General features: G+C 64.0%; 11 protein-coding genes. 9 read left to right on the forward strand and 2 right to left on the reverse strand.

Annotated features, from left to right (window positions below; translation table 11 throughout):
- The first annotated feature begins 27 nt into the window (after positions 1-27).
- The 6 genes from FJ959_RS10860 (at position 28) to FJ959_RS10885 (ending at position 5,412) form a co-directional block, all read left to right on the forward strand.
- Complete coding sequence (locus FJ959_RS10860; protein ID WP_140512875.1) at positions 28-828, forward strand: transporter substrate-binding domain-containing protein; 801 nt, start codon at positions 28-30, stop codon at positions 826-828.
- Positions 829-1,088: 260 nt separating this feature from the next.
- Complete coding sequence (locus FJ959_RS10865; RefSeq protein WP_140512873.1) at positions 1,089-1,754, forward strand: ABC transporter permease; 666 nt, start codon at positions 1,089-1,091, stop codon at positions 1,752-1,754.
- A complete protein-coding gene (locus FJ959_RS10870) occupies positions 1,754-2,563 on the forward strand; it encodes an ABC transporter permease (protein WP_140497262.1) in 810 nt (269 codons plus the stop codon). Before FJ959_RS10865 ends, FJ959_RS10870 begins: the two co-directional genes overlap by 1 nt.
- Positions 2,564-2,659: 96 nt before the next feature.
- Positions 2,660-3,661 (forward strand): Ldh family oxidoreductase, encoded by a 1,002-nt coding sequence (locus FJ959_RS10875; protein WP_140497264.1) that lies wholly within the window; start codon positions 2,660-2,662, stop codon positions 3,659-3,661.
- Positions 3,662-3,897: 236 nt separating this feature from the next.
- The gene (locus FJ959_RS10880; protein ID WP_140630148.1) at positions 3,898-4,179 is read left to right on the forward strand and encodes a hypothetical protein; all 282 of its coding nucleotides are present in this window, start codon (positions 3,898-3,900) and stop codon (positions 4,177-4,179) included.
- Positions 4,180-4,437: 258 nt separating this feature from the next.
- Positions 4,438-5,412, forward strand: coding sequence for a complex I NDUFA9 subunit family protein (locus tag FJ959_RS10885; protein ID WP_140497268.1), 975 nt, complete (start codon positions 4,438-4,440; stop codon positions 5,410-5,412).
- A 21-nt stretch (positions 5,413-5,433) separates the two neighbouring features.
- On the opposite strand, the gene FJ959_RS10890 is transcribed toward FJ959_RS10885, so the two are convergent.
- The gene (locus FJ959_RS10890) at positions 5,434-6,804 is read right to left on the reverse strand and encodes a cytochrome P450 (protein ID WP_140630151.1); all 1,371 of its coding nucleotides are present in this window, start codon (positions 6,802-6,804) and stop codon (positions 5,434-5,436) included.
- A gap of 231 nt (positions 6,805-7,035) precedes the next feature.
- Here FJ959_RS10890 and FJ959_RS10895 point away from each other — a divergent pair, with 231 nt between their 5' ends.
- The 3 genes from FJ959_RS10895 to FJ959_RS10905 all read left to right on the forward strand — a co-directional run bounded on the left by FJ959_RS10895 (position 7,036) and on the right by FJ959_RS10905 (position 11,636).
- Positions 7,036-7,605, forward strand: coding sequence for an NADPH-dependent FMN reductase (locus FJ959_RS10895; protein ID WP_140497272.1), 570 nt, complete (start codon positions 7,036-7,038; stop codon positions 7,603-7,605).
- 414 nt (positions 7,606-8,019) lie between these two features.
- On the forward strand, positions 8,020-10,491 hold the full coding sequence (gene gyrB / locus FJ959_RS10900; protein WP_140512864.1) for a DNA topoisomerase (ATP-hydrolyzing) subunit B: 2,472 nt from the start codon (positions 8,020-8,022) through the stop codon (positions 10,489-10,491).
- A 227-nt stretch (positions 10,492-10,718) separates the two neighbouring features.
- A complete protein-coding gene (locus FJ959_RS10905) occupies positions 10,719-11,636 on the forward strand; it encodes a hypothetical protein (protein ID WP_140497276.1) in 918 nt (305 codons plus the stop codon).
- A 68-nt stretch (positions 11,637-11,704) separates the two neighbouring features.
- Here the strand turns inward: FJ959_RS10905 and FJ959_RS10910 are convergent.
- On the reverse strand, positions 11,705-12,532 hold an 828-nt coding region (locus FJ959_RS10910), incomplete at its 5' end, for an NAD(P)(+) transhydrogenase (Re/Si-specific) subunit beta (RefSeq protein ID WP_140630152.1).

Raw genomic sequence — 12,532 nt, forward strand, 5'->3', positions numbered from 1 at the left:
AACCAACAACAAACTGGGAGTCGTGAAATGAAGACTGTTCTGAAGACGTTCGCCGCAGCGCTGCTGCTCGGCGTCGCCGCCATGGGCGTAGCCAAGGCCGATCCGGTCAAGATCGGCATCGCCGCCGAGCCGTATCCGCCGTTCACCTCGCCGGATGCTTCGGGCAAATGGGTCGGCTGGGAGATCGAGTTCATCGACGCCGTCTGCGCCGAGGAGAAGCTCGACTGCGTCATCACGCCCGTCGCCTGGGACGGCATCATCCCGGCGCTGACCACCAAGAAGATCGACCTTATCGTCTCTTCGATGTCGATCACCGACGAACGCAAGAAGACGATCGACTTCTCGGATAAGTACTACAACACGCCGACGGCGATCATCGGACCGAAGGACCAGAAATTCGGCTCCGCGCCGGACGATCTCAAGGGCAAGATCCTGGGCGTCCAGGTATCGACCGTGCATGCCGTCTACGCCAAGAAGCATTTCGGCGCCACGGCATCCGAGATCAAGGAGTACCAGACGCAGGACGAGGCCAACAACGACCTTGCCGCCGGGCGCCTCGATGCGGTCCAGGCCGATTCCATCGCGCTTGGCGAGTTCCTCAAGACCGACCAGGGCAAAGCCTGCTGCGACCTGAAGGGCATGGTGGCTCCGGACGACGAAGTGCTCGGACCGGGCGTTGGCGCCGGCGTGCGCAAGGAAGACACCGAGCTGAAGGAAAAGATCAACGCCGGCATCAAGGCGATCCGCGCCAATGGCAAGTATGACGAGATCTCGAAGAAATACTTCGATTTCGACATATATGGTGGCAGCGGCGCGCAGTCGAACTGACGTGGCGATGCCATGCAGCCGGACTGACGCGGCGGTGCCACGCAGTCGGACTGACGACCATCGCATGGGCTGGAAGACAAGGCACTGACGCCAAGTCCTCCAACCCGACCTTTCCCACGCACCCTTGCCGCCGGCGGCTTGCGCCGGCGGATTGAGCCAGCAATCCGGGGGCGAAGCTGATCGATTCATTTCTTCCGGCCTCTGCGGCCGGCATCATCGAACTCCTGTCGCCCGCGCCCGTCGGCTGGGGCGGGACGCTCATGCTTGGGCTGCTGCATTCGCTTGAGATCGCCGTCGGCGCCACGATCGTCGGACTGTTGATCGGAACCGGCGGTGCCTATGGCAAGCTTTATGGCGGCCCCGTGGTGCGCGACCTGCTGGCGGTCTACACGACCATCGTGCGCGCGGTACCGGAACTGGTGCTGATCCTGCTCCTCTACTACGCCGGTACCGACCTGATAAACCAGATGCTGACCGCCATGGGCTATCAACGCATCGACATCAGCGGGCTGGTGGCCGGCATCGCGGTGCTCGGTTTCGTCCAAGGCGCCTACTCGACCGAGGTCATACGCGGCGCCATCCTTGCCGTCCCACAAGGCCAGATCGAGGCCGCCCGCGCTTACGGCATGTCTCCCGGCCTTCTCTTGCGGCGCATCACGTTGCCGGCAATGCTGCCCTTCGCCATTCCAGGTCTCGCCAATCTGTGGCTGATCGCCACCAAGGATACGGCGCTGCTGGCCGTGGTCGGCTTCTTCGAATTGACGTTGGCGACGCGGCAGGCGGCGGGCGTCACCAAGGCCTATCTGATATTCTATCTCGCGGCCGGCATGCTCTATCTGGCCGTGACGCTGTTTTCGAACCTCATTCTTGGTCGCGTCGAGAAATGGGCGCGGCGCGGTATGCCTTCGATCAAGGAAGCACACTGATGGCGAGCGAAGCGGCCATCATCAACAGCGCGGCTCGCGCCTCGCTCTGGCTGCAACCGCATCGCATCGTGCTGATCCTGATTGCGCTGGGGCTGGTGCTGTCCGCTGCGTTCTTCATGCGCTGGGACTGGCTGCCGCAATATTACGGCCTGGCCCTGCTCGGCATCTGGCGCGCGCTGTGGATCCTGGCCGTCACCTGTCTGTTGGGCTTCCTGATCGCCGTGCCGGTCGGATTGGCACAGGCTGGCGGCCCGATCTGGTTCGCGGCGCCGGCGAAGGTCTTCTGCACCGTCATCAGGGGAACGCCGCTGCTGTTACAGCTGTGGCTGCTCTACTACGGGCTGGGTTCGTTGTTTCCGCAATATCCGTGGATCCGCGAATCCTGGATGTGGCCCTATCTCAGGCAGGCATGGCCTTACGCCGTCCTGGCGCTGACGCTCTCCTTCGCGGGTTACGAAGGCGAAGTGATGCGCGGCGCCTTTGCCGGCGTGCCGAAGGGGCAGCTCGAAGCCGCACGTGCGTTCGGCATGAGCCGCTGGAAGATCTTCCGGCGTATCTGGCTGCCGCAGGCTTTCTACCGGGCGCTGCCGACGCTGACGGGGGAAACCGTGCTGCAGCTGAAATCGACGCCGCTGGTGGCGACCATCAGCGTCATCGACATCTTCGCCGTTTCGTCGAAGGTCAGACAGGACACTTACCTCACCTATGAGCCCTTGCTGCTGCTTGCCTTGATCTATATGGCGATCACCGGCATTCTGGTCTTCGCCTTCGGCAGGATCGAGGCGCGGATTCCGAACAAGATCGGCTAGGGACCTAGTGAGTAGGGATTGGTGAGTAGGAAGTGGCTAGCCGCCACCACCCATTGCTGACTACTCACTACTCACCACTCACTAAAGGCAGTCGCCATGCAACTCAGTCTCGAACAGGCAACCGGGCTGTGCCGCATGGCGGCGCTGGGTGCGGGCGCCAACGAGGAAGCGGCGCAATCGCTCACCGCCTCGATCATATCGGCCGAGGCGGAAGGACTCTCGACCGTCGGGCTGTCGCATTTCATCGACTATCTCGAAGCGCTGGAGGCCGGCCGCATCGACGGCAATGCCGAGCCGGTGATCACCCGGCCGGCGCTAGCAGTCTATCTTTCCGATGCGCAAGGCGGGCTGGCGCATACCGGCTTCGACCGCACGCTCGACGAGCTCGCCAAGGCGGCAAGACTGTTCGGCGTCGCCATCTTTTCGCAGAAGAATGCCTATACATGCGGCGCCCTCGGCTACTTTACCGGAAGGCTGGCAGCGCAGGGGCTAGTCTCCTTCGCCGCCACCAACGGTCCCGCCGTGCTTGCCGGTTCGGGCTCGGTCAAGCCGGTCTATTGCACCAACCCGATGTCCTTCGCCGCACCCGCCGCCGACGGTCCGCCGCTGGTCATCGACCAGTCGTCGAGCGCCACCGCCTTCGTCAATATCCGCAAGGCGGCCGAGGACGGCAAGAAGATCCCCGAAGGCTGGGCGCTCGATGCCAGCGGCAATCCCACTACAGATCCGGCCGCAGCCATGAAGGGGGCCATGCTCGCCTTCGGTGGCCAGCGCGGCGCCAACATCGCGCTGATGGTCGAGGTGCTGGCGGCGGGTCTGTCGGGGGCAAACTGGTCGCTCGATGCGCCCTGGTTCACCGGCGGCCCGGACAATCCCGGCACCGGCCTGTTCGTGCTGGCCGTCGAGCCCAAGCTGCTCGATCCGGATTTCGAGCAGCGGATGAAGGATCAGCTCGACCGGCTGCGCCGGCGCTACGGCGTGCACATACCGGGCCGCTCCCGGGCCGAGGCGGCGGAGAAGGCCGCGGCACGGGGCATCAAGGTCTCCAAGGCCGTGGTGCAGCGCATTTCCGAATTCGCCGAGCGCTATTCGGCCTGAAATAAAATCTTCTTTTCAGCTCATTAGCCGCCGGCGCCTGCCCGCGGCATGGCCATGCGTGTTTTTTTCGCGCGCGGTCTGAACCTTTTCGAGCGTCGGGGCGACCAATGCTTGTCCAGGGCAGGATGAGCTTGCCGATCCAGACCGGGGAACAGCACGTCACATCGAAATCTGCTCCACGCCAAGGCATGGCCTTCGCGTCCCGGAGAAACCAACCTCAGTGAAAAGGAACCACCATGACCAGCACCAAGACCACCATTGTGACCGCAGTCCTTCTCCTCGGCTCGTTCATGGGCGCGACCCAGGCGGCCAACCTGAAAACCGCGCCGGTCAAGCCGTCCAGTCCGGGCGTCATTGCCGCGCCGGGCGGCGGCGCCACCGAGGACCACTATTGCAAGGACGGCCACGCGAAATTCGCCAGTTGCAGCGCCGATTTCATCGCGGCCTGCAAGAAGGTCGGTGGCACCATGTCGGATGTCCAGGGCTGGGGTGGGCGTACTTGCTTCACGCCCTCCTGAATACCATCTCAGGTCAGGCCGCTCCGTCGGCCCCTGGCTTCGCATGGATGCTTCGCATGGATGTCATCCGGAAAACCCCGCCTCGGCGGGGTTTTCTGCGTCAGGCAAGGCGTTCTGAAGCGCTTTTGTCCTGATGCAATTCCCAAGCTGTTTTTCCTGGGAAAGCCGCTTCACAGCGACGACGCGTCACCCTTTGCGTTTGACGCGAAACGGATTATGAAACGGCTTCAGCCAAGCTTTCGAGCGCCGGAGCCAGCCATGACCGAAATCCTGCAGACCCCCAAGCTCGTCGTCATTTTCGGCGGGTCGGGCTTTGTCGGCCGCCACGTGGTGCGGGCCTTGGCCAAGCGCGGCTATCGCATCAGGGTCGCCTGCCGCCGGCCCGACCTCGCCGGCCATTTGCAGCCGCTCGGCAATGTCGGCCAGATCCAGCCCGTGCAGGCCAATGTGCGCGTGCGCTGGTCGGTCGATCGCGCCGTGCAGGGCGCCGATCATGTCGTCAACCTGGTTGCCGTGCTGCATGAGAGCGGGCGGCAGAAATTCACGGCCGTGCACGAATTCGGCGCTCGCGCCGTGGCCGAAGCGGCACGCGCAGCGGGCGCCGGCCTGACCCATATTTCGGCCCTGGGCGCCGACCTGGAAGCCGCATCCAACTATGCACGCACCAAGGCGCTTGGTGAAAAGGCCGTTCTGGAGACGATCAAGGACGCCGTGATCCTGCGGCCGTCGATCAATTTCGGACCGGAAGATAGTTTCTTCAACCGCTTCGCCAACATGGCGCGTTATTCGCCAGCACTGCCGCTGATCGGCGGCGGCCACACCAAGTTCCAGCTGGTCTATGTCGGCGACGTCGCCGAAGCGGTGGCGCGCTCGGTCGATGGCAAGGTCAAGGGCGGTCAGATCTACGAGCTTGGCGGCCCGCAGGTGCTTACTTTCAAGGAAAGCATGCAGGAAATGCTCGCGGTGATCGAGCGCAAGCGCCTGCTGGTTCCGGTGCCGTGGTGGGTGGCGAACCTGCAAGCGTCGATCCTGGGCCTCTTGCCCAACCCGCTGCTGACCAAGGACCAGGTGCTGCAACTGCGCGAGCACAATGTCGTGTCGGAGGAGGCCGCCAGGGCCAACCGCACGCTTGCCGGCCTCGGCATCCAGCCGCATGCGCTCGGGACGATCCTGCCAAGCTATCTCTGGCGTTTTCGCGCGGCCGGCCAGTTCCAGCGCAAACCGGCGGTCTGAACATAGGCCGACGACGGGCGATTACAGGCGCGAGGTGATCCGCATGGGCAGCCCGCCTTGCGGCTGGGTGGTCAGCTTCTGGACCGGCCACGGCCTGGTTTGCGCGATGGAATCGAAGCGGAAACGCGACAGCAGGACGGCGAGCGCGATGATCGCTTCCTGCATGGCGAAGCTGGCGCCGATGCAGACGCGCGGCCCGGCGCCGAACGGCAGATACTGAAAGCGGTCGATCTTTTCGCGGTTGCCCGGATGGAACCGCTCCGGCATGAACGCGTCCGGCCTGTCCCACAGCTTCCTGTGACGGTGGACGACCCAAGGCATGACCAGCACGGCCGCGCGCCCCGGGATGTGGAGATCCCTCCAGTTCTCCGGCTCGATCGGCTCGCGGTTGATCGACGGCGCCGGCGGATAGAGCCTGAGCGCCTCGTCGAAGGCGGCGCGGGTGAGCGGCATGGCGTCCAGCCATCTGGTCGGATCGGGCTCGCGCGCCAGCACGGCATCGATCTCGCGCTCGATCTTTTCCCGCTCCCATGGCGCCTCGGCCAGGCAATAGAGCGTCCAGCCCAAGGCTCGCGCCGTGGTCTCATGGCCGGCACCGATGAAGGTGATGATGTTGTCCTCGACTTCCGAGCGTGTCAGCCCGTCCGGCCCCTCGGCCTTGAGCAGGAGGGTCAGGAAATCCTGCGGCACGGCATCGGCATCGCGCCTGAGTCTCTGTTCGCGTATCTTGACCGTATTGCTGACGATCTTGCGGAAATAGGCCATGGTCTTGCGGCCGCGGATGCGGGTAAGCCGCGGCAGCCATTCGGGCGCGCGCAGCAGGTCTAGCGGATCGACGCGGCCCATGGTCTCGAACAGCCGGTCGATCTCCTTGGCGAAACTGCCCGGCTCCCCCGCGATTTCCCCGGAGAACAGCGTCTCGGCCAGGATGTCGTAGGTCAGCAGCGTCATGTCGTGGGCAATGTCGGAGGTGCCGCCATCCTCGTAACGGGAGGCGAATTCAAGCGTGCGCTTGAGCATCGGCCCCGCGAAACCAAAGATGTGACGCGGCGTGAACACCGGCGCCATCGCCTTGCGCGAACGCTTCCAGACCTCGCCTTCGGCCGTCAGCAAGCCGTCGCGCAGGATCGGCCGCAGGATGAGCTGGCGCACCGTCGCCATCTTGTAGTTCCTGGCATTGTCGACCAGGACATGGCGAATGAGGCCCGGGTCGTTGGCGATGACCAGCGGTCCGCCGACGCCGTTCACCGAGATCCAGGGCTCGTTGTAGGTCGGCTCTCCCCACAGCTCGAGCGGGTTGCGGTAGACGATGCGCATCATCTCCAGCGTCGAGGGCGGCGATGTGCGCGGCCTCGGCGCCGGCGGAACGAAGGGGGCGGGCTGAGTGTCCATGGCTGCTCCGCTGGCAAGCGCGTCGCGCTAGTCCTTGCCTCCGTTCAATGTAGTGACTGACGCACAGCGCGTCCATGTGGCCTGACGGTAAAAGCCCGTGCCCCGACGGGACGGAGCGATGCTCCCATCATCCGATTGTGACCGCTCGCCAAACGGCGCGGTCTTGTCCATGACGGCGCTCTGCCGTAGGTCACAGTCACCAACAGATACCGTCAATCGAAGGAGCCCGCCTTGAAGCACCAGTTGAACATCATCATCGGCAGCACCCGGCCGGGCCGGGCCGGGCCGGTTTTCGCTCACTGGCTGGAGCGGTTCGCGCGCGAGCACGGCAAATTCGAACCGGTGCTGACCGACATCGCCGCCTTCGATCTGCCGGTGCTGGACGAGCCGCACCATCCCAGGCTCGGCAACTACCTGAACGATCATACCAAGGCCTGGTCGAAGGCCGTCGATGCCGCCGACGCTTTCGTCTTCGTGGCACCGGAATATAATTACTTCGTCGCACCGGCCATCGTGAACGCGATCGACTATCTCTCGCGCGAATGGAAATACAAGCCCGCCGCCATCTTCAGCTATGGCGGCGTTTCCGGTGGCCTGCGCGCGGCACAGGCGCTCAAGCCGCTGCTGACCTCCGTCGGCGTCATGCCGGTTCCGGAAGGCATCGCGCTGCCGCTGTATCAGAAGCTGCTGGGAACCGATGGCTCCTTCGAAGCCAGCGAGCAGGTGCAGGGCGGGGCAAGAACCATGCTGGAGGAGCTGCTGCGCTGGAGCGAGGCGCTGAAGCCGATGCGCGCCGGCTGATGCAAGCCGGCTCGCACGCGCCGTAAACAGGCGGAATGTCGGCAAACGACCGAACCGTGGGCGGTTCGGCCTGCGTTTGCCATGCGCTTTGCTGCCGGTGCTTTTTGATCGCCGTCGTCGCGGCGGCGGAAGGCACTTGCGCAAGCTCTGGCGGCTGGCGACCCTGCCAATGCCGAGCGGGCAGAAGGGGCAGCCGGCGCCAAGATAGAAGTTCACGATCAAAATTCCTGCGCGACCGGCTGGCTAAGGACAAAGCCTCTCGCCAATAGCTGGCCAACGGTGCGCTTTTCCGCCCGGAAATGCCTGCAAACCTTGGAAAAACCACCTTTAACGCCTATATCTAGGCCATATTGAAAGCGCGATTCGGGGGCGATTTTTCGCGCCCCACCAGCCGCCTCTAGACAACAGGTTTTCATGAGCGACCAGACTGAGAACGCCAACGGCGCCGAAGCCGAATACGGCGCAGATTCCATCAAGGTTTTGAAGGGCTTGGATGCCGTCCGCAAACGGCCCGGCATGTATATCGGCGACACCGATGACGGTTCGGGCCTGCATCACATGGTCTATGAGGTCGTCGACAACGCCATCGACGAGGCACTGGCCGGTCATGCCGATCTCGTCACGGTGACGCTCAATCCCGACGGTTCGGTCACCGTCATCGACAATGGGCGCGGCATTCCCACCGATATCCATCCCAGCGAAGGCATTTCGGCAGCCGAAGTGATCATGACGCAGCTGCATGCCGGCGGCAAATTCGACCAGAACTCCTACAAAGTGTCCGGCGGCCTGCACGGCGTCGGCGTCTCTGTGGTCAACGCCCTGTCGGCCTGGCTGAAGCTCAAGATCCGCCGCAATGGCAAGATTTTCGAGATGAGCTTCACACACGGCAATGCCGACGCGCCGCTGAGCGTCACAGGCAGCTATGAACAGGACAAGCAGCCCGGCACCTATGAAGGCCGCAGCGGCAGCGAGATCACCTTCTTTCCGTCGTCCGAGACCTTCACGATGGTCGAATTCGATTTCGGCACGCTGGAGCATCGGCTGCGCGAGCTTGCGTTCCTGAATTCGGGCGTGCGCATCGTGCTAACCGACGCCCGCCACGCCGACGTCGTGCGGCATGAACTGCACTATGATGGCGGCCTGGAGGAATTCGTCAAATATCTCGACCGGGTCAAGAAACCGCTGATCGACAAACCGATCGCCATCAGAGCCGAGCGCGACGGCATCACCGTCGAAGTGGCCATGTGGTGGAACGACAGCTACCACGAGAATGTGCTGGCCTTCACCAACAACATCCCGCAGCGCGACGGCGGCACCCATCTCGCCGGTTTTCGCGGCGCCCTGACGCGTCAGATCACCGGCTATGGCGATTCCTCGGGCCTGACCAAGAAGGAAAAGGTGTCGCTGATCGGCGACGATTGCCGCGAGGGGCTGACGGCAGTGCTGTCGGTCAAGGTTCCCGACCCGAAATTCTCCTCGCAGACCAAGGACAAGCTGGTCTCCTCGGAAGTCCGGCCCGTGGTCGAAGGGCTGGTCAACGAGGCGCTCGGCACCTGGCTCGAAGAACATCCGAGCGAAGGCAAGGTCGTGGTCGAGAAGGTGATCCAGGCCGCGGCGGCGCGCGAGGCCGCGCGCAAGGCGCGCGACATCACCCGCAAGACCTCGCTGGGCGTCACCTCGCTGCCCGGCAAGCTTGCCGACTGTCAGGAACGCGATCCGGCGAAGTCCGAGATCTTCATCGTCGAGGGCGACTCGGCCGGCGGCTCCGCCAAGGGCGGCCGCTCGCGCCAGAACCAGGCCATCCTGCCGCTGCGCGGCAAGATCCTCAATGTCGAGCGCGCCCGCTTCGACCGCATGCTCAGTTCCGACATGATCGGCACGCTGATCACCGCGCTCGGCACGTCGATCGGCAAGGACGAATTCAACGCCGACAAGCTGCGCTACCACAAGATCATCCTGATGACCGACGCCGATGTCGACGGCGCGCATATCAGGACGTTGCTGCTCACCTTCTTCTTCCGGCAAATGCCGGAATTGATCGAACGCGGCCATCTCTATATCGCCCAGCCGCCGCTTTATAAGGTGACGCGCGGCAAGAGCTCGCAATACATCAAGAACGAAAGCGCGTTCGAGGAATTCCTGATCGGCTCGGGACTGGAAGAAGCCTCGCTCACGCTCGGCTCCGGCGAGGTTCGCGCCGGACAGGACCTGCGGGCGGCGATCGACGATGCGCTCGCGGTGCGCCAGCTGATCAACGGCCTGCACACGCGCTACAACAGAGGCGTCGTGGAGCAGGCGGCGATCGCCGGCGGGCTCAATGCCGACGTCGTCGCCGATCTTGGCCGCGCCAATGCGATGGCGGAGCGGATCGCGCAACGTCTCGACATCATTGCCGAGGACACCGAGCGCGGCTGGACCGGCCGGATGTCGACTTCGAATGAGGGTATCGGCGGCTATGTCTTCGAACGCACGGTGCGCAGCGTCAAGGAATACGCCCATCTCGATATGGCGCTGATCAATTCAGCCGATGCGCGACAGCTCGACCGCTACGCGCAGCGGCTCAGCGACGTCTATGGAGCGCCGCCCGTGCTGCGCCGCAAGGATGTCTCGGAACCCATCTCGGGACCGTTGGCACTGCTCAACGCGGTGTTCGCGACCGGCCGCAAGGGCCTGACCATGCAGCGCTACAAGGGCCTGGGCGAGATGAACGCCGAGCAGCTTTGGGAAACCACGCTCGATCCGAACGTGCGTTCGCTGCTGCAGGTCAAGGTGAACGACGCCACCGACGCCGACAGCCTGTTCTCGCGGCTGATGGGCGACGAGGTCGAGCCGCGGCGCGAGTTCATCCAGGACAACGCGCTGTCGGTGGCCAATCTGGACATTTAATCCGGAGTCATCCCGGGACCATTGGCGCGCGTCGGTCGCGCCAGTGTTTCCGTTGCGAGATTCATTCGAACCGCCGGAACGGAAGCTTCTTTCCAGCATTGTGACAGTATCGATCACAATTCCTGGCGAAGGAGGCTCCCATGGGACGCGGCATCTTGCTCTGGTTACTCGGGGTTCCAATCCCGATCATCCTTCTCATCATGCTTTTCGCGCGATAGGGGGCTGTCATGCAGTCCACCCTGTCGATCACGGATGATCCCGGCGCGGTGGAATCGTCCGCCACCGCTATCAGCTGGGGTCCGATCATCGCCGGTGCCTTCGCCGCCTCGACATTGACCTTCATCCTGATGCTGCTCGGCTCCGGCCTGGGGTTGAGCATGGTCTCGCCATGGTCGGGCTCAAGCGCCTCTATCACCAGCTTCGCGGTTTCGACCGCGGTGTGGCTGATCGTCGTGCAATGGCTGTCATCCGGCCTCGGTGGCTATCTTGCCGGCCGGCTGCGCACCAAATGGGTGGGCGTGCATACCGACGAGGTTTATTTCCGGGATACGGCTCATGGCTTCCTGGCATGGGCGCTGGCGACGCTGCTGGTCGTCGGCGTGCTCGGCTCGGCGCTGTCGGCGGCTGTGGGTTCCGGCGTCCAGGCTGTATCCAGCGTGGCCGCCGGCGCCGCCCAGGGCGCTTCGGCCGGTGCATCGGCCAATGCAGGCGGGGCATCGACGGACAATGCCACATCCTATCTGGTGGACTCGTTGTTCAGGCCGGCGGACGCGGCGAGACTGGCGGCAGCCAATCCGCAAAACGATGCGGCGGCGGCGGCGCAGGCATCGCGCATCCTGGTCGCCAGCGCTGCGGCTGGCGAGGTTTCGCCCGAGGACAAGACATACCTGTCGCAGCTGGTCGCGGCACGCACCGGCCTGTCGGAAGCAGACGCCAAGACGCGTGTCGATACGCTGCTGGCAAAGGCGCAGGACGCCAAGGCCAAGGCCCAGCAGGCGGCCGATACCGCCAGGAAGGCGAGCGCCACATTTGCGCTCCTCGGCGCCCTGTCGCTGGTCATCGGCGCCTTCATCGCCAGCGCCGCGGCTGCCCTCGGCGGCAGGCAGCGCGACGACGAGGAGGCTGTGTTCCTGACCAGCCGTTGAACATCGTCTGAAATCCGCATGAAGAAGCCCGGCGAGCCGGGCTTCTTCATGCGGACGATGTGGCCGGGTCAGTGATCCATGGCCTTGACGATTTCCTCGGTCATCTTCTTGGCGTCGCCGAGCAGCATCATGGTGCCGTCCTTGTAGAACAGCGTGTTGTCGATGCCGGCATAGCCGGAGCCGAGCGAGCGCTTGACGAACAGGCAGGTGCGCGCCTTGTCGACGTCGAGGATCGGCATACCGTAAATAGGTGAGCTCTTGTCATCCCGCGCCGACGGGTTGGTGACGTCGTTGGCGCCGATGACATAGGCGACGTCGGCCTGCGCGAATTCGGAATTGATGTCCTCGAGCTCGAACACTTCGTCGTAAGGCACGTTGGCTTCGGCCAAGAGCACGTTCATGTGGCCCGGCATGCGGCCGGCCACGGGGTGGATGGCGTATTTGACGTCGACGCCATTGGCCTTGAGCTTGTCGGCCATCTCGCGCAGTGCGTGCTGGGCCTGGGCGACGGCCATGCCGTAGCCAGGCACGATGATGACCTTCTGCGCGTTCATCATCAGATAGGCGGCGTCGTCGGCCGAGCCCTGCTTGACCGTGCGCTCGATCCCATCATCAGCGCCCGCGGCTGCGGTCTCACCACCGAAGCCGCCGAGGATGACGGAAATGAAGGAGCGATTCATGCCCTTGCACATGATGTAGGACAGGATGGCGCCCGACGAGCCGACCAGGGCGCCGGTGATGATCAGCGCCAGATTGCCGAGCGTGAAGCCGAGTGCGGCCGCCGCCCAGCCCGAATAGGAGTTGAGCATCGACACCACCACCGGCATGTCGGCGCCGCCGATGGGGATGATGAGCAGCACGCCCAGCACCAGCGATGCGGCAACGATGAGCCAGAA

Source organism: Mesorhizobium sp. B2-2-4 (genome assembly GCF_006442375.1).
GTDB lineage: Bacteria > Pseudomonadota > Alphaproteobacteria > Rhizobiales > Rhizobiaceae > Mesorhizobium.